This is a genomic window from Sphingobacteriaceae bacterium (genome assembly GCA_016715905.1).
Lineage (GTDB): Bacteria > Bacteroidota > Bacteroidia > B-17B0 > Aurantibacillaceae > Aurantibacillus.
Genome location: JADJXI010000017.1, coordinates 216,228 through 235,657, shown reverse-complemented (window position 1 = coordinate 235,657; position 19,430 = coordinate 216,228). Strand labels below are relative to the sequence as shown.

Below are 19,430 nucleotides of genomic sequence, written 5' to 3'. Positions count from 1 at the left end.
TAGTTAATTTTATAAACTGATGTCGGCTTTAATAAAATTTGATAATGTAACCATTTTTCAAGACCAAAGACCTGTGATTGGTAACTTAAGTGTTGAGGTTAAACAGGGAGAGTTTGTGTATTTAATTGGAAAAACCGGTAGCGGAAAAAGTAGTTTTTTAAAAACGCTGTATGGCGATCTTCCATTAATAAACGGCAGTGGTACGGTTTGCGGAATTAATTTGGAGAATTTAAAATCGCGACAAATACCGTATTTAAGGAGAAAACTAGGGATAGTTTTTCAGGATTTTCAATTGTTAAGTGACAGAACAGTTTATGAAAATTTGCGTTTTGTAATGAAAGCAACTGGTTGGAAAGTGGAATCGGAGATTAAAAATAAAATTCAGGATGTATTAAAAAAAGTTTCATTGGAGGGACGTGACCAAAAAATGCCACACGAACTTTCAGGTGGCGAACAACAAAGGGTTAGTATTGCGCGAGCGCTGGTTAATGATCCGGAAATTATTTTAGCCGATGAGCCTACCGGAAATTTAGACCCTGAAACTTCGGAAGAAATTTTAAAATTATTAAAGCAATTGTGTGAAAGTGGTAGGGCAGTCTTATTAGCCACGCACGATATGATTATATATAACAAGTATAAATCGAGAACTTTATCCTTTGAAAATGGTAGGGTGATTGAATCTTAGAGAATCCATCCAATTTAGTATCTTTATTTTCGTGAAACTTCACATGATAATTAAATTTAATTGGCTATATGCGCTTGCCATTATATTAAGCATGCGATCTGGATATAGCCAATCAACAAAATTAGACAGCCTACAAAAAATAATTTTTAACCAGCCTTCAGATACAACGATTATTTCAACAAATAAGTTAATTGCAGAGTATTATTACAGAAAAAGTCCCGACTCCTGTAAAAAATATTTAGAATTGGCTTTTAAGCAATTAAAAAATATTGATTCCCTCAAAAATAGTTCCTATCAAAAATTCTATAGTAACAAGCAAATCGAATTATTAACTAATATGGGGTTAATTGAAAGTCATATTGGAAATAACTCTATTGCGATAGCGCGTTTCAAAAAAGCTATAGAATTGCAAAAAAAAAGTGGCAATAGTAAGCTGCTTTATTCAATATATAATAATATAGGATTTCATTTTAATTCTATTGGTGATATAAAAAATGCAATTGAATATTTTGAAAAAAGTTTATCAGTTGTTAATGATTCAATGAGAAAAACAGATAGAGCTCGATCTTTAACTAATTTGGCAAATTTATATTTGAATTTAGGAGAAAATGAAAAAGCCTATCAATTTGTAATTGAAGCAATAAATATTAATGTTAATCCCACAAATAAAAAGGTTAAAGGGAGTTCCATTTCAACATTAGGAAGGATTCTTTTTTTTAAGAAAGATTATTATGCTGCTTTGCCTTGTTTTAAAGAGGCTTTTAAAATATTTCAAGAATTAGATAGTAAAATGGATCAAGCCAATACCCTAAACAGTATGGCGGTTGTTTATTCAAAAATGAAAAACAATGAATTAGCCTTAACTTATTTGAACAAAACGGTACAGATTCAAAAAGAGGCGAATGATTTTAATGGCATGTCAATTTCTTTAAGCAATTTGTCACAAATGTTTTATGTGCAAAAAAATTATCCAAAAGCTTTAAAATATGCCAAAGAATCGTATGACTTAGCGCTCTTAAGTAGCAGGCCAGATGCAATAATGGGCGCCAGCAATAAGTTATATTTCATTTATAAAAAAATGGGAGATTATAAAAATGCATTAACATATTATGAATTAGATATTAAAATGAGGGATAGTTTAAACAACGAATCAGTTCGAAAGGCCTCAATCAAATCCCAACTCAAATACGAATACGAAAAGCAAGCCGCCGCCGATTCGGTTGCTCATGCCAAAGAAAGTGAAGTAAAAAATGCAGAGTTAGCAAAACAAAGCGCGGAAATTAAAGCCAAAAAAAATCAACAGTATGCTTTGTTCGGAGGGCTTGGATTAGTTATGATTTTTGCTGGTTTCATGTACAACCGTTTTAAACTAACCCAAAAACAAAAAGCAATTATAGAAATTCAAAAAGAAATTGTAGAAGAACAAAAGAAACTCGTTGAAGAAAAACAAAAAGAAATTTTAGATTCCATTCATTATGCTCGGCGAATTCAAATGGCACAAATTCCTTCAAATACTTCTATTGAAAAACTTTTGAGAAAGTTGAAAGGAATCTCCTAATCAAAAATCTTATGCTTTATATCTGATAGGCAAATTATAATAACTTTTTACCGATTTACCGTTTATTTTTGCCGGATTCCAGGTAGGCATCATTTCAATCACACGTACAGCTTCCTTATCACAGGCTGCGCAATTAGGCACACCTTTAAGTGTTTGTACGTTGTTCACTTTGCCATCTTCAGCTACAATAAATTTAATGAAGCAGGTTCCGCCTATTTTATTCTTCTTAGCTTCTTCCGGATATTTTAAATTTGTTTGTAAATATTTCATCAGTTCGGCATTGCCACCTTTAAATTCCGCCACATCATCAACTACAGTAAAAACCTCATCCTTGTTGGCATTTGTTTTTTCGGTATTTTCTTGTGATTGTACATTTAAACTTAAAATAAGTAGTAGTCCGCTTAAAATGGTAGTTTTCATAATGATTAGTTTAAATTATTATTTAATTAATTTTATTTTCAAATTAACAACAAAAGAGTTCAATAAACCAGGCGTTTCTAATAAGTGGAATGTATTTTTGTATAAGTGGTTTGATAGGGTCATTTAATAAAGTTTATATTTTTGAGAAGCTAAAATTTTCTATTAGCTTTATCTTCTGAATCGCTTCAAGTCTATATTTTTCTTAATTGTCATCCTGAGCATGGCGAAGGTTTTAAACCTTCATGCTCAAAACGAGGGCAAGGCTACCATTGATTCTCTCAAAAATGTTATAAATAATTCGAAACATGATACAAGTGCTATTCAAAGCTTATTGCATTTAGGAGAATTGGTTTATTTACAAAACATGGATAGCGCTTTAATACTGTGGCAAAAGGCATACAACATAGCTAACACAAATATTAATAAATCAAAAATAAATCATGAGGAACAAAAGCTTTTCAAATCTTTTATGGCCACTTCGCTAAACAATATTGGTTTTTTTTATAAAAGTAATGGAAACATTACAGCGGCATTGGAGTATTATAATAAAAGTTTGAAAATTCACGAAGAGCTTGGCGAAAAATTCGGAATAGCGTATACGCTTAATAACATAGGTACAATTTATCAAAGCAAGGGTGAAATTCCAAGAGCCTTGATTTACTATGATAAATGTTTGAAATTACGAGAAGAGATAGGAGACTCTATAGGCATAACTATGTCACTTAACAATATAAGCCAAGTTTATCAATCTCAAGGTGATGTTCAGAATGCCATTATTTATCTCAAAAGGGGCTTAAAATTAGCTGAAGAAATGGGCGACAAAAAAGGCACTGCTGCTATTTTAAGTAATATGGGTGTTTTTTATCATAAACAAAACGATGTTGCCGCCGCTAAGGAGTATTATATTAAAAGTTTAAAGGTAAAAGAAGAAATAGGCGATAAGCGTGGTGTGGCAACTGCTTTTAATAATTTGGGCGGAATATTGAATGGACAAGACAGTCTTTCCAAAGCGCTTGAATTCTTTAACAAGAGCTTAAGAATTCGAGAGGAGTTAGGAGATAAAGAGGGCGTTGCACACTCTTTAACCAATATTGGGCGGGTTTATTTGAAACAAAAAAATTACAACATGGCAACAAAACTAGTTTTAAAAGCTATGGAAATTAGTAAAGAGCTCGGTTATCCTGAAAATATTCGAATCTCCGCCGGCTTATTAAAAAAAATATACGTAACAACGGGCAATTATAAATTAGCCTTGGAGAACTATGAGTTATTTATTAAAATGAGAGATAGCATTAATAATGAAACTACTCGTAAAGCTTCAATCAAATCTCAATTAAAATACGAATATGAAAAACAAGCGGCAGCGGATTCTGTAGCACACGCCAAAGATTCTGAAATTAAAAATGCAGAGTTGGCAAAACAAAAAGCTGAAATCTCTGCCAAACAAAATCAACAATACGCTTTGTTTGGAGGATTAGCTTTAGTCATGATCTTCACTGGTTTTATGTACAATCGTTTTAAAGTAACTCAAAAACAAAAAGGTATTATAGAAAGGCAAAAGTTAGAAGTAGAAAGTCAAAAGCATTTAGTGGAGGAAAAACAAAGAGAGATTTTAGATTCTATTCATTACGCTCGCCGCATTCAAATGGCACAAATTCCAAGCGAAAAAAGGGTAGAAACTACCTTAAATCGTTTGAAAAAATAATTTTTTGTCTTAGCTTTAGAATGTGGTTCGTCAACTTATTTATTTATGGCTATTCTTTGTCACTTCGAGCGTAGTGGAAAATTGTTTTGCCCAAACCCCTCAATCAGACTCTCTCAAACTCGCACTTAAAAACACAGATCATGATACCATGCGTTGCAAAATAATAAGTGCGATGATAGAAGCCGAAGAAAACGACTCCATTTGGATAGGGTATAATCGCAAATTATTAAATATTGCCGAAACTCATTTGAATTCAGAATCGATCTCTAATAAGCAATCTAATTTTTATAAAATGTATTTTGGCGAATCGCTTTATAATAAAGGATTCTATTTAAGTGAGCGGGGCGACTATTCTGCCGCCATAAAGTATTATACCGAGAGCTTAGCTATTTATAAAGAGCTTAATGACAATTTTAAAATTATTGCAAGCATTCACGATCTGGCTCTTACATATCAAAAATTAAATAATTTTGAAAAAGCGCTTCAGTATTTCAAAGAAAATTTAGAAAGACGGGAATTCATTGACGATAAAATCGGAATGATTTCTACGTTATTAATTATTGGAAATATTTTAGAAAGGCAAGGGTTGTCCTCAAAAGCATTAAATTATTTTAAAGAATCTCTTAAACTGGGAAAAGAAATAAAAAATACAGCAGGTATAATCAATTCATTAAACAATATCGGCTATGTATACTTGAATCAGGGTAACATACCAAAGGCTGTTGAATTATTTAGGGAATGCATTAAAGTGGAGGAAAAAAACAAAGATTTTAAGAATCTCTCAGGATCCTTAACCAACCTGGGTAGTTTATATGCAGATCAAAAAGACACTTTGGAAGCTATGAAATATTATAATAGCGCTCTAAAAATTCAATTGCAACATGGATTAAAAAAAGAAGGGGCTGTAACGCTCATCAATATTGGAAGTTTATATTCCGAGGTTAACAAAAACGAATTGGCTCTAAATTACTATATCAAAAGTTTAGAAATAGCGCGTCAAATTAATAACCTGTACATTCAGGCCTATTGTCTTCAGAACTTGGGGAGCTTATACTTCAAACAACACGATCTCGAAGCCTCTTTAAATTCGCATACAGAAAGCCTTGTTCTTAGAGAAACGATTAAAGATGAAGCCGGTATAGCCCAATCTCTTAATTGGCTGGGGTCTATTTATTTGGCACAAAAGAAATATAGTAAAGCTAATGAGGTTACTACAAAAGCCCTGCAAATGAGCAAGAAAATCGGATACCCTGAATATATTAGTGGGGCTGCCAAAAATTTATGTGAAATTTATAAAGCAACCAGCAATTACAAACTCGCCTTAGAGAATTATGAATTATTCATACAAATGCGCGACAGCATCAATAATGAATTTTCCCGCAAAGCTTCCATCAAATCACAACTTAAATACGAATACGAAAAACAAGCAGCTGCCGATTCCGTTGCACACGCAAAAGAATCAGAAATTAAAAATGCCGAGCTCGCCAGACAGAAAGCAGAGATCTCGGCTAAGAAAAATCAACAATACGCTTTGTTTGGGGGACTGGGATTAGTGATGGTCTTTGCAGGTTTCATGTTCAACCGCTTTAAAGTCACGCAAAAACAAAAAGGTATTATAGAAAGTCAGAAGGAGATTGTTGAAGAACAGAAGAAATTAGTGGAGGAGAAACAAAAAGAAGTGTTGGATTCAATAAAGTATGCTAGAAGAATTCAAATGGCACTTATACCAAGTGATAAATGGGTTGAAACCAACTTAAATCGTTTGAAAAAATAACTTTTTTATCTTAGCCTTAGTTTATGCCTTATCATATTCATTTCATCTTAGTGTTTTTTCTCGCCTTTAATGGAGGAATGAAATATTTTGCGCAAACACCACAATTAGATTCTCTTAAACTTGCATTAGATGATTTGTCTAACAGTCAGGAAAGTGTATCAAACGATTCAACTCGTTGCCTTATTTTAGTAAAATTATTGGAAGCTGAAAAAAACGATGCTATTTGGCCGAAATACAATGAACAATTAAAATCCATTGCGGAAAAAAATCTTGCAAAATTAACTTCCTCTGATTCTGAATATGAAACGTATAAACTATATTTAGGAGATGCACTTAATAACATAGGATACCTGAATAGAAAACACGGAGATGTATATAAGGCTTTAGAATACTACAACGAAAGTTTTAAAATTCAGGAAGAAATCAAAAACAAAGAGGGAATTGCCTATGTATTAAACAATATGGGAAACATCTATCATTTCATAGGTGACATTTCAAGAGCACTGGAGTATTATAGCAATAGCTTAAAAATACAGGAAGAAATTGAAGATAAAGTAGGAATGGCACTTTCATTAAACAATATTGGAGCCATTTATAATTCTTTAAATGATATTCCTAGAGCTTTGGATTATTTTGGTGAAAGTTTAAAAATACAAGAGGAAATAGAAGATAAAAGTGGAATAGCTTTTTCATTAAGTAACATTGGGTTTATTTATTCCGGCCAAGAAGATTTTGCATTGGCACTAAATTATTATAATAAAAGCTTAAAAATACAGGAAGAAATTGGAGATAAAATAGGAATTGCAATCACATTAAATAATATTGGTGGCATTTATAAATCTCAAAAAAATTACGTTAATTCTTTAGCATATTATCATAAAAGTTTAAAAATTCAAGAAGAAGTTGATGATAAAAACGGCGCTGCTTATACGTTAAGTAACATTGGCGTTACTTATCTTTATCAAAAAAATTATTCAAAAGCATTAGACTTTTGTTTAAAGTCAATGAAAGTTAGCAAGGAACTTGGCTTCCCTGAAAATATAAAGGCTGCAGCAATTACTTTGAATAAGGTTTACAAAGCCACTAATAATCACAAACTAGCACTTGAAAATTATGAACTCTATATCCAAATGCGTGACTCTATTAATAACGAATCAAATCGCAAAGCTTCCATTCGTTCCCAACTCAAATACGAATACGAAAAACAAGCTGCTGCAGATTCTGCTGCACATGCTAAAGAAAGTGAAGTAAAAAATGCAGAACTCGCAAAACAAAGCGCAGAAATAAAAGCTAAAAAAAATCAGCAGTATGCCTTGTTTGGAGGATTGGGATTGGTTATGATCTTTGCGGGATTTATGTTTAACCGTTTTAAGGTAACTCAGAAACAGAAAGGAATCATTGAACATCAAAAAGAAATTGTGGAAGAGCAGAAGAAATTAGTTGAAGAGAAACAAAAGGAGATCTTAGATTCCATTCAATACGCGCGAAGAATACAAATGGCACAAATACCTTCAGAGACGCAGGTTAAAACAATGCTGAATAAGTTAATAACCGGAAATTGAAATGACAATTTTTATCCGCAAAATACTAGGTTTTTATTTATTGTTTTTTTATTTGGAAAATGCAATGGGTCAGTATATTTTGTCGGATAGCCTAACTTTAAAATTAAAAAACTTTACGCATGATTCTTTAAGATGTGCATTTCTTGAGGGTATAATTGAAGAAGAAAACGATCCGTCGGTTTGGATGCTGTATAATAGTGAATTGATTAGAATTGCCTCTGCCGCAAATAAAAAATATCCCGAAACACATCCATTACATAAGTTATTTACCCGATTTTGGGCTTCCGGAATTGGAAATCAGGCCTATTATTATCAAATGACGGGCGATAGTAAAAAAGCTATCACATGCTATGAACAAATATATTTGATTTATACTAAAAGTAATTCCAAATCATTAATGGCACTCACGCTAAATAATCTTGGTGTGGTATATAATAATTCGGGGGAGGTTGAAAAAGCAATTGCTTGTTATAACAGCGCGCTAAAAATAAATGAAGCCTTATTGCAAAGTGATTCGGGTATAAAAACGAAAAAACGGTATTCGCAAACGCTTACTAATTTGGGAACCATTTATTCACAACAAGGAGATCTTAAAAAAGCGGAAGAGTTTCTAGTTAATGCCGCAAAAATTCAACATGAAATTGAAAATAAATCAGGCGAAGCTGTATCATTAACCAATTTGGCTTCCTTATACGATACTGAAAAAGATGCCAATAAAATAAATAAATTAATCGGTGAAGTTTTAAAAATTAGAAAGGAAATTGGTGACACAGAGGGAATGTCGGATTCTTACATTACCATAGGGGCGGTATTATTTGATAATGGGAATTACGATTCGTCCTTATATTATTTTGAAAAAGCTTTGAAATTGCGTAAAAAACTGAATTATAAAACCGGAATTAGTTCCTGTTTAGATTATATTTGTAACGCGCATAAAAAACTTGGACATCTAAAACAAGCTATAAGTTATGGGGAAAGCGCATTTCAATTAGCTCGGGAAAGCAAAAGTCCGCGCCACATCCGCGAAAGTGCACTTTCATTGTATTATCTTTATAATCAAACAAAAAATTTTAAAAAGTCACTTGAAAACTACGAAATCTATATACAAATGAGCGACAGTATCAACAACGAATCAACCCGCAAAGCCAGCATAAAATCTCAACTCAAATACGAATACGAAAAACAAGCGGCTGCAGATTCTGTTGCACATGCTAAGGAAAATGAAGTTAAAAATGCAGAGCTTGCTAAACAAAGTGCCGAAATTAAAGCCAAAAAAAACCAGCAGTATGCTTTGTTCGGAGGATTAGCTTTAGTCATGATTTTCGCTGGTTTTATGTACAATCGTTTTAAAGTAACTCAAAAACAAAAAGAAGTTATAGAAAGGCAAAAGTTAGAAGTGGAAAGTCAAAAGCATTTAGTGGAGGAAAAGCAAAGAGAGATTTTAGATTCTATTTATTATGCTAAACGAATTCAGCTGGCCCAGATTCCATCCGATAAAAGGGTGTTGTGGATGATCACTAAAGTGATAGGAAAAAATAGCAATTGATTAAAATACATTTACGAAATTTGAATATGGAAAGAACAGCTGGTAGCAGCAGGAATTACCAACAGACAAAGTTCAAGAAAGTAATAATAGTTTTTTTACTTTTAATCTGTAGCCAAATTTTTTCTCAAAAAAGAGAACTTGATTCGATTTTAAATGTACTCAAGCAAAAAATACACGATACCATTAGAGTTACTGCGTTGCATAGTTTGTGTGGTTATTATGCGAATAACAAACCCGATACTTCTATACAACTTTGCAAAGAAGGTCTTAAAATTTCCGATCGTATAAATTACAAATTAGGACAAGCCGACGCACATGGCTGGTTAGGCTTCCTTTACCGAAACAAAGGCCTGCATAGTGCTGCCTTGGAGCATCAATTCAAATGTATAGCTATTCTCGAACAACTGGGTTTAAAGAACAGACTGGCTACTTCTTATTCCAATATAGGAGGTATTCTTTTTTCTCAAGGCGAATTTGATCATGCAATGCAAATCTTCAGAAAGAGTCTGAGTACTTATCTTGCAACCGGTAATCATACAATGGCGGCAACTCAGATCCATAATATCGGAGGCTGCTTTAAAAACCTGGGTAAGGATGATTCAACACTGACCTATTTTAATAGGGCCCTAATCATTCGCGAAAAATATGGTTCACCGGCTGATCGGGCCAATTCTTATTCAGGCCTTTCAGTGATCTTTTCTGATAAAAGTAATTTTGATTCAGCCCAATTTTATCTTGAAAAAGTGCTTGCTATTGATAAAAGTATCAATGCCATTTATCCATTGGCTATGGCAGAGGTCAAAATGGCCATGTTGTTACATAAAAAGTCACAAGACCCTGTTTATTCTACTCAAAAAGCTCAACTCTTGAAAAAGGCCTTGGTGTACGTGAATCTTGGATACCAAAAAGGCAAAGAATTAGGTTTTCCTGAAGTGATTAGTTCAGCTGCGAAAACACGATTTCGTTTACATAAAGAAATGGGGAATTTTAATGAAGCCTTGAAGGATTATGAATTACATATTAAATTGCATGACAGCATTCAGAATGAATCAACACGCAAAGCGAGTTTGCGGGCACAAATGAAACATGAATACGAAAAACAGGCCGCTGCCGATTCGGTGGCGCATGCCAAAGAATCAGAAGTAAAAAATGCTGAACTTGCTAAACAAAGCGCAGAAATAAAAGCTAAAAAAAATCAGCAGTATGCCTTGTTTGGAGGATTGGGATTGGTCATGATCTTTGCAGGCTTTATGTACAATCGTTTTAAAATTACTCAAAAACAAAAGGGGATAATTGAAAGTCAAAAGTTAGAAGTAGAAAGTCAAAAGTATTTAGTGGAGGAAAAACAAAAAGAAATTTTAGATTCTATTCATTACGCCCGCCGCATTCAAATGGCGCAAATACCAAGCGAGAAAAGGGTATCTTCAATTATAAAACGTATGAGAATATAGTTTTTTCTGTTAGTTTTATAGCGTGTTTCATATGCTTTTCAGAGTCTTTTTAATTTATATAGTATCTGTATTGTTATCAAACAGGTGTGGCAATCTCTCAGCACAGAATAAACTGGTTGATTCGCTTAATGTGCTTTTAACGAAAACTTCCGCCGACACTTCAAAATGCCTCCTGTTAAGTCAAATGATTGAAGCTGAAAGCGACGATAATGTATGGCCTACTTATAATGACCAATTACTGCGTATTGCAGAAAAAAATCTAAACATGCCTTCAGTTTCAGAAAATGAAAATTTAAAAATGATATACCTAAAATACAAGGCTGACGCACTCAATAATAAGGGGTATTTGTTCAACGTTCAGGGAAATTTTGAAAAAGCTTTGCAAAATTATTACCGCAGTTTGGATATCCGCGAAAAAGTAAAGGATCAAAAAGGTATAGCAAATTCACTAAGCAATATTGGCGTTATTTATTTTAATCAGGGAAAAATCTCAAAAGTGATGGAGACTTACGAAAAAGGTTTGTCCATTCAAAAGAATATAGGTGATAAAAGAGGGCTCGCACTCACCCTGAACAATATTGGATACTTGTTCCAAAGTCAGGGCGATATTGCGAAAGCGGTGGATTATTTTCATCAAAGTTTGGTGATACAGGAGCAAATTGGTGATAAATACGGGCAGTCTGTTTGTTACAACAACATCGGCAAAATGCTTGAAATGCAGGGAGAGAATGCTGATGCTATGAAAATGATTATGATGAGTTTAAAATTGAGGCAGGAGATAAATTTTAAACAAGGAATTGCTGAATGTTATGTGAATATTGGACTTTTGAATAATAAATTGGGTGATAAACACAAAGCCATGGAGTATAACTTTATGGCCTTAAAGTTGCTAGAGCAAATTGATAATAAGAACGGAATGGGCTATGCACTAGCCAATATTGCGCGAATTTATTTTAATGAAAATAAACTAGACTCGGCACAAAAATATTTTGCCATGAGCGGAAAAATACGCGACGAAGTAGGGGATAAAAAGGGCCTGGCCGAAGCCTACTACAACATGGGAACCATCTCATTAAAAATCGGCAAAATAGCAGAAGCAAGCGCCCATTTTAAAAAAGGATTGCAAATGGGGCAGGAACTAGGATATCCTTCAGATATTAAAGATAATTCGGGTCAATTATACAAAATCTACAAATCGCAGGGAGATGCTAAGAATGCCTTGGTCATGTACGAATTGCATTGTCGTATGAATGATAGCTTAAACAACGAATCGGCCCGCAAAGCCAGTATAAAAACCCAACTCAAATACGAATACGAAAAACAATCGGCTGCAGATTCTGTTGCACATGCTAAAGAAAGTGAAGTGAAAAATGCAGAGCTCGCTAAACAAAGCGCAGAAATAAAAGCTAAAAAAAATCAGCAGTATGCCTTGTTTGGAGGATTGGGATTGGTCATGATCTTAGCGGGCTTTATGTACAATCGTTTTAAAATTACTCAAAAACAAAAGGGGATAATTGAAAGTCAAAAGTTAGAAGTAGAAAGTCAAAAGTATTTAGTGGAGGAAAAACAAAAAGAAATTTTAGATTCTATTCATTACGCTCGGCGAATTCAAATGGCGCAAATTCCTTCTGAAAAAAGGGTGAATGCCATGATTAAAGCTAGTCGTACTAATTGTTAATTCAGTAGCAAATTTTTTTAAAAAGAGAAGTTAGGCCTTATTTTTCGACCAGTTTTAGGTTAGTTAAGACGAGAAACCCACATAATGCCCAATAACTAATCTTTTTTTAATTACTTTCATCCTGCAAAATTTTACACGATTTACACACATGGAAAATTATAGTTTAGAAGCATCCCCAAAAACACCTGAAATTAAATTCGATTTAAAGCAAGGTTCTCTGCAAATTAAAGGTTGGTCGGTGCCCGAAAATGCATTGGAATTTTATATCCCTTTAATGGATGCCTTAGATAAGTACGCCGATATAGCTAAGCCTACAACAAAAGTGAATATAGAATTGGAGTATTTCAATACCAGCACTTCAAAATCTATAATGGGCGTTTTAAAAAAACTCGAAAGAATTCACAATGGCGGAAGTGAGGTAACCGTTAACTGGCATTATGATAAAGATGATGAAGATATGCTTCAGGCTATGGAAGACTATAAGCAAGTTGTAAATATCCCTATCCAGGGTATTGTAATACCGGATAAGAATTAATTCTTTTCAAGCCTGTCATCTTTTTTCAAACCTTAAATTTTATCATTCGAGTTGCGTGTGCTGCATACGCAAAACCAAAATTTTAGGAAATGTTCTTCTAATTCTATACTTTCGAGTGTAAATGCTAAGTTTTAGTGCGCTCCACCAGGAGTTAGATAATTCTTTGAAAGACCTACCGGAGTCTAAAATTAAATTTTGGAAATATGTGGAACTAATTGTGAATTATTGCGATACTCTGGGAGATAAGATTCATGATCTGCAAAAGGATGCCCTGGCACTCAGCCGTAAACTAAATTTTAAAGAAGGGGAGTTTTTGTGCAATTACATCACGCAATATCAATTATTACTTTCAACAGGCTCGGTGAATGAGAAAGTGATTTTAAATAACGAAGCACTCATTCAAGAATTAAAAAATGATGAAAATGCTTTAACCGTAGCCTTAAATTTAAATGCTTATGTACATTGGTTTAAAGGAGAATACGAAACGGCCTTTAAAACCTTATTCAAAATTTTCCAACTCAATTTAAAAAATGAAAATAATTTTATAGCTTGGGTGTATTATGCCCTGGCAATTTTTTATGTAGACACGAAGGATATACCCAGTGCCAGAGAAAATTTAGCCAATGCCAAACAGTTGTTTGAAAAAGAACAATGCGATTATGGTATTGCCCGTGTAAATAATGCACAAGCCACTAATGAAATTCATTTAAAAAATTTACAACTGGCTCTTGAACATTTAAGGATATCCGAAGCCATTTACCGAAAATTATCGCATTATACCGGCTTAAGCCGAACCTTAAATGACTTGGGGCTGGTTGAAAAACAAAAGGGAAATACAATCGAGTCTTTGGGGTATTTGAAAGAGAGTTTAAATTATCGCAAACAATTAAATCATATTCAGGGATTAATAACTACCTATACGGAGTTGGGCGAAATTTATTTAAACACAGAAAAATACGAAGAAGCGCTTAATTCATTTAATGAAGCCCTGCAATTAATTGGCAAAAACGGATCTAAACAAAAAAAAATAAGGCTACTTAAGTTGTTGTATGTTTTAAATAAAAAGAAAAATAATTTGCAAGAGGCTTTAAGTTATTTTGAGCAATATTTTGAGGAACAAAATTCACTTTTAAGTGATGAAACAAGCACCAATATTAAACGCATGATCACCAGTTTCGAAAAGGAAAAATCTGATAAAATTGCCGAAATCGAAAGAACTAAAAATTTGGAACTGAAAGAAGCAAATACCTTAATTGAACATAAAAACAAGGAAATATTAGACAGCATTTACTATGCCCAGCGCATTCAAATGGTACAAATACCCACCGAAAAGGCCATTGCACAAATGCTAAATAAAGTAAGAAAATTATAAGGCCGGTATTTGCAGCATATAAAAATTTTTATATTTTTAATCTGTAAAATCTTCATCTGAAAATTAAGGCGGTATATCTACTTCTTTTTTTATCACAATTTGCTGTTTCATTCGCGCAAATCGAAATGGAAAGTTTGCCGGAACCGCCTGAATTTTTATTAACCAATTATGCTTTTGAGCAAACTCCTCATCCCGATGTTACTAAAGTTATATCGCTGGTTACAGAAGTAGAAAATAAAAATAAATTTATTGAGTGGTTTAGTCCCGATTCAACAGCCAGCTTGCCCTTTGGAATCATAAAGCAAAAAGGAGCAATGCGCTATGTAATTGCGGTAGATTCCATGCAGTTTAAAAAAAGTGAAGCCACTTTTTCTGCCTTTGCAGCCATAGATTTTCCCGGCACAACAAAAAAAATTGCTTTCCGAGCCTCCAATGTAAAATTCAATCCCAGCGGTGTATTAAATGGCGATCAGGCCAAATTATTTTTGGTGGGAGAACAATATATTAAAGTAAACTCTGCTGTAACTCTACATCTTTTTGAACATAATAAAAATTGGGTGGAGTGGAATTGCGGCGGTTTTAAAGCCATTAATTTAAGTGGCGAATTTATTTTTAGAAAGTCCTTGTTAGTTGCGGATGATAATGAAAAAGTAAAAACTACAATTAAAGGTGATATTACTAAAGATACTGTTGTTCGCGCAGTTTTTAATGTTTATACGGAAGATATTCAGAACTTTATTTGTTCTGCAAAAATTTCTCCCTTTAAATTAAGATGGTTAAAAGATTGGTCTTTTGTAGTTAATGATGCCACCTTGGATATGAGTATAAATGCAAATTCTCCGGTTATGGCTTTTCCTGCAGGATACGAAAATCCAAATTTGCCATCACTCAATGCCTGGCGAGGTTTTTATCTAAAGTCGGTAAAAATTACTTTACCTCCCGAATTTTCAAGTCAGGGTCAACGTCGTCAAATTTTAGCTAATAATATTATTATTGATGAAACCGGTTTAAGTGGTTATATAGAAGGCAAACCAATCTTAAGTTTAAATGAAGGAAGTATGAGCGGTTGGAAATATTCTATTGATGAATTGGGTGTAGGTTTTGTAAGAAATCAGATATCAGAAGGACATCTCACCGGCTTAGTGCATTTACCCATTACGGATGAAAATCAAAATTTGAAATATAAAGCAGCAGCCTTTTACAATTACGGAACCAATGAATTGGATTTTAATTTTATGGTGAAGCCCGAAAGAGAATTTAAGATGGATGTTTTTGGTGCTAATGTAGAGTTGACTAATAATTCTTCTATAAGCATTATAAAAAGAAATGGTTACTATAAACCAACCGCGCTTCTAAATGGTAAAATAGGATTTGATCATGCTAATTTCAGTACCGCCGGAAATACAATGATGTTTAGTGATTTAAGAATTAGCACGGAGGAACCATTTATACATGGTGGTTTATTTTCTTTAAATACCAGTGGTAATAATCCGGCAAATACCCATCGTTATCCGGTTTCTTTACAAGGCATCACTTTTGGTATAAAAGATAAAGCGCCAATTCTTGGATTCAACATGTTATTCAACCTGGTGGATGAGGCCGAAAAGAGTATAAGTGCTGGCACAGTGGTTTATATAAAAGGTAAAATCGAAGCGAAAGATGAACAATTTCCGGCGGATAATTTTAGACCGGCAGTGACTTTCAAAAAAACAAAATGGATGTTTGATAGAATTTATTTGGGAGGAGTGAGTGTCGACGTCCAAACACTACCTTGTACCATAAAAGGTTCTTTCGAACATAAACAAGATTTTGGAGAGTATGGTGAAGGTTTTTTTGGTAAAGCTGAGGTAAAAATTGTAAAAGTAATTCAAGATCCCATTGCAGTAAGTGCAGGATTCGGAAGGAAAGAAGATTTTAAATATTTTTTTCTGGACTTTATGGTTCCTTCTAAATATATAGTGCCCGGAACCCCCATGGCCCTTTCTCATTTTATAGGAGGGGTGTCTTATCACATGAAACCCGATAAACTAACGGAGCCGGAATATGTAGCATTAAGAAAAAGTTTTAATACAAATAACCCTTTTGCTTTAAAATATACCCCCGATAAAAATACAAAACTGGGTTTAAAAGCAGGGGCAAGCGGAGAGTTTACCGTAAACGAAACTTTATGCAACGGAGATTATTTTTTAAAATTAAATTTTAATGAGCATTGGGGATTAAGTTATATTGGATTAAGTGGAGAAATAAGAGCTTTGGCAAAATCTGATGATGTGGATATTCCAATTAAAGGAAAAGCAGCTATGGATATAGACTTAGACGCAAAGTCTTTTGATTTTTTAGCACAAGTGAGCGCCAGCGCATACGAGGTTTTATCCGGCACCGGTTATTTTAAATTTCACACCGAACCGGCTAAATGGCATGTTTGTTTTGGAACACCTTCAAAACCTATGAATATTAAATTTTTAAATTTTGCCGGCACTCCAACTTATATTATGACCGGTAATGATATTGAGCCGGCTCTACCTGCCCCAAATTCTATACAGCAACATTTCGGAAATGCATTTGTGAGCAGAGATGCTGAAGATTTATCGCGAGGTAAAGGTTTATGTATAGGCTCCAAAGTACATTCCAATATTTATAAAAATTTTCATTTTTGGTTTTTTAATGTAGAAGGCTTATTTGATTTTGATTTAGGTTTTGACATGATGTTGCGGAATTACGGTAAAAATGCTCGTTGTAGTCGCACTGATAAAAACGTAGGGTTCTTGGGATTTCAAGCAGAAGGGAATGCTTATTTGGTTTTTCACCCTCTGGTTCGGGTTTATGGTTATATTAAATTTCCATTCAATTGTCCGTATGATAAAGAAGTATGCGTGTGCGGAATTTGTGAAACCGTTAAAGTTAAATGCATATTGGAAGAGGATTTCAATTTTAAAGTATTCGAAGGAGGCATGCTATCCATTTTACATGCACAATTTCCAAAACCAATTTATTTCAACGGAACATTTTCTGTGCCTTTTGCAATTTGTGGAAAAGTGGACGGAAGATTTGATTTCAATTATGAATACGGTCAAAACTGCGGACCAATAATTAAGTAATGAGATTATTTTGTTTGTATATTTTTTTATTTTCTTTAACCTTTTCAATATTTGCTCAAAATTTTGAAGTCCGTTTTTTTGTTAAAAAGGACAGTGTTTTATTTCGTTTGCTACCAAATTCTAAAGCCGATTTGGATAAATACACCGAGTGGCCAATTCAAATTTCTCGTATAGATAAAAACGGAAACGAGAAGATTTTGCTCGATAAATTTTATCCGTATTCCATTATCGATACGGCGCATTGGCTTCCTCTCATTAGAAAAGATAAAAATAAATTCGGCTTTACTTATCAAAGTTTATTCGGAAATGTAAGTAAAGAAAAATTACCGCAGCAAAAAGCAAAAGACGAAAAAATGATGTATGAATTTTTATTGTTATCCTGCGATTTTGATAGAGAAGTTGCAAAAGCTTGCGGATTGTATTTTGCAGATAATGATTTTGTTTCGGGACAAACGTATACCTATGTGTTAAAGAATTATACCGGACCAAAAAATTTAAAAAAATTTAAGGAGATTGAGATTAATACTGCAACATTAAGTGCGAAAAAAGAAATGAGTCAGGTTTCGCACAAAACAAAGTACAACAAAATGGAATTGAATTGGGATGTGAAAGCCTTACAAGAATTTTATTCGGGATTTTATGTAGAACGAAGTGAAGATAACATACATTATCAATTTGTACATCAACAACCTTTAGTATTTATGGGTGAAGAAAATAAACAGAAAAAGAAATTAATATTTTATAGAGATACAATGCCTGTACTAAATAAACAATACACGTACCGAGTAAGAGGCTTAAATTATTTCGGAGAATTTTCTGCTCCTTCTAATTTAATTAATACTATCGCCAGTCAGCCTATTCAATCTTTTCCGCTTTTTGATAGTGTAGAAGTTCTGGGCAATAAAGATGTTTATTTGAAGTGGAGAATGGATGATACAGCTGAAACAAAATTTATTCAAAAGTTCATCCTCACAAAATGTAAAACCGAGTCGGGGAAATATAATACGGTAGCTGAACTTGCAAATGCTTTAAATTATCGCGATACAGCTTTAAAACATTCTTATTATTATAAAGTTTTTGCACTTACGCAGGCCGGCGATACTTTATCTTCCTTTTCTAAATTAGTTGTGATTACTGATTCTATTCCTCCTGATGTACCTAAAGGACTAAATGGCAAATGTGATAGAGATGGAAATATTACTTTACAATGGTTGAAGCCCAAGGATGAGAATTTGCTCGGTTATAAAATTTTCAGAGTAAATGCACTAAACGAAGAGCCCGTTCAAATTAACAGCCATTTTATTAGTGATACTGTGTTTAATGAGAAACTCGCCTTAGATAATTTATCACATTTTGCTTATTATGCTATTGCTGCAACCGATAGTAATTACAATACTTCGCAATTAAGTCCTTTTATCAAAATTAAAAAAACAGATACCATTGCGCCGGTGAAGCCAATCTTGCTGGGAGTGTCTGCTAAACTCAATGGAGTAAAACTAAAATACAGTGTTGCACAAGAAGAAGAAATATTAAAGCATGGAGTTTATCGAAGAACAAAAAATAAAAAATTTGAATGGATAGCTGCACTTAATTCAGCAGATACCTTAAATTACATGCTAGATACAACAGCTGTTAATGGCACCATGTATGGTTATGTTATTAAATCAAAAGATGAAAGTAATAACGAGTCGGTTTCCAATGAATTATTTATTTTTTACGAAAGCGGATTCAGGCCTAAAATAAAAGATTTTAACGCCGAGGTAGACCGCAAACAAAAGCACATTTTATTAAGTTGGAATTACGAGGCCAAAGAAATAGAAAAATTCATTATTTACCGTCAACAGAAAGGAAAAGACATAGAAATATTAAAAACCCTTGAAGGTAAAGAAAGAACATACAAAGATCAAAGCCCTCAGATGGGAAATATTTATTCTTTCCGAATAAAAGCCGTAATGTTAAACGGTACAGAAAGTTTATTGAGTGATGTTTTGGTAAGGGAGTATTAGTTATTGAATTTAATTGATTTTGGGCTAAGTAGTTCAGATT

At 33.4% G+C, this 19,430-nt stretch carries 13 protein-coding genes; 12 read left to right on the top strand and 1 reads right to left on the bottom strand.

Annotated elements, in window-relative coordinates; all coding sequences use genetic code 11:
* Nucleotides 1-19: 19 nt before the first annotated feature.
* Together IPM51_13560 and IPM51_13555 are read left to right on the top strand one after the other, a co-directional pair.
* A complete protein-coding gene (locus IPM51_13560; GenBank protein ID MBK9285323.1) occupies nt 20-685 on the top strand; it encodes an ATP-binding cassette domain-containing protein in 666 nt (221 codons plus the stop codon).
* 91 nt (nt 686-776) lie between these two features.
* Nucleotides 777-2,243, top strand: a complete 1,467-nt coding sequence (locus IPM51_13555) for a tetratricopeptide repeat protein (protein ID MBK9285322.1) — start codon at nt 777-779, stop codon at nt 2,241-2,243.
* Nucleotides 2,244-2,252: 9 nt separating this feature from the next.
* On the opposite strand, the gene IPM51_13550 is transcribed toward IPM51_13555, so the two are convergent.
* The gene (locus tag IPM51_13550) at nt 2,253-2,663 is read right to left on the bottom strand and encodes an energy transducer TonB (GenBank protein MBK9285321.1); all 411 of its coding nucleotides are present in this window, start codon (nt 2,661-2,663) and stop codon (nt 2,253-2,255) included.
* Nucleotides 2,664-2,883: 220 nt separating this feature from the next.
* Here IPM51_13550 and IPM51_13545 point away from each other — a divergent pair, with 220 nt between their 5' ends.
* The 10 genes from IPM51_13545 to IPM51_13500 all read left to right on the top strand — a co-directional run bounded on the left by IPM51_13545 (nt 2,884) and on the right by IPM51_13500 (nt 19,390).
* Nucleotides 2,884-4,368, top strand: coding sequence for a tetratricopeptide repeat protein (locus IPM51_13545; protein MBK9285320.1), 1,485 nt, complete (start codon nt 2,884-2,886; stop codon nt 4,366-4,368).
* Nucleotides 4,369-4,390: 22 nt separating this feature from the next.
* Nucleotides 4,391-6,142 carry a tetratricopeptide repeat protein gene (locus tag IPM51_13540; protein MBK9285319.1) on the top strand — a complete coding sequence of 584 codons (1,752 nt, stop codon included), beginning with the start codon at nt 4,391-4,393 and terminating at the stop codon, nt 6,140-6,142.
* 23 nt (nt 6,143-6,165) lie between these two features.
* The gene (locus IPM51_13535; protein MBK9285318.1) at nt 6,166-7,704 is read left to right on the top strand and encodes a tetratricopeptide repeat protein; all 1,539 of its coding nucleotides are present in this window, start codon (nt 6,166-6,168) and stop codon (nt 7,702-7,704) included.
* Between the two features lies 1 nt (nt 7,705).
* Nucleotides 7,706-9,250 carry a tetratricopeptide repeat protein gene (locus IPM51_13530; GenBank protein ID MBK9285317.1) on the top strand — a complete coding sequence of 515 codons (1,545 nt, stop codon included), beginning with the start codon at nt 7,706-7,708 and terminating at the stop codon, nt 9,248-9,250.
* 26 nt (nt 9,251-9,276) lie between these two features.
* Nucleotides 9,277-10,701 carry a tetratricopeptide repeat protein gene (locus IPM51_13525; protein MBK9285316.1) on the top strand — a complete coding sequence of 475 codons (1,425 nt, stop codon included), beginning with the start codon at nt 9,277-9,279 and terminating at the stop codon, nt 10,699-10,701.
* Nucleotides 10,702-10,885: 184 nt separating this feature from the next.
* Nucleotides 10,886-12,379 (top strand): tetratricopeptide repeat protein, encoded by a 1,494-nt coding sequence (locus tag IPM51_13520; GenBank protein MBK9285315.1) that lies wholly within the window; start codon nt 10,886-10,888, stop codon nt 12,377-12,379.
* 148 nt (nt 12,380-12,527) lie between these two features.
* A complete protein-coding gene (locus tag IPM51_13515; protein MBK9285314.1) occupies nt 12,528-12,914 on the top strand; it encodes a DUF1987 domain-containing protein in 387 nt (128 codons plus the stop codon).
* Between the two features lie 121 nt (nt 12,915-13,035).
* Nucleotides 13,036-14,286, top strand: a complete 1,251-nt coding sequence (locus IPM51_13510) for a tetratricopeptide repeat protein (protein ID MBK9285313.1) — start codon at nt 13,036-13,038, stop codon at nt 14,284-14,286.
* A gap of 125 nt (nt 14,287-14,411) precedes the next feature.
* Nucleotides 14,412-17,384 carry a hypothetical protein gene (locus IPM51_13505; GenBank protein ID MBK9285312.1) on the top strand — a complete coding sequence of 991 codons (2,973 nt, stop codon included), beginning with the start codon at nt 14,412-14,414 and terminating at the stop codon, nt 17,382-17,384.
* A complete protein-coding gene (locus tag IPM51_13500; GenBank protein ID MBK9285311.1) occupies nt 17,384-19,390 on the top strand; it encodes a fibronectin type III domain-containing protein in 2,007 nt (668 codons plus the stop codon). Before IPM51_13505 ends, IPM51_13500 begins: the two co-directional genes overlap by 1 nt.
* Nucleotides 19,391-19,430 lie beyond the last annotated feature (40 nt).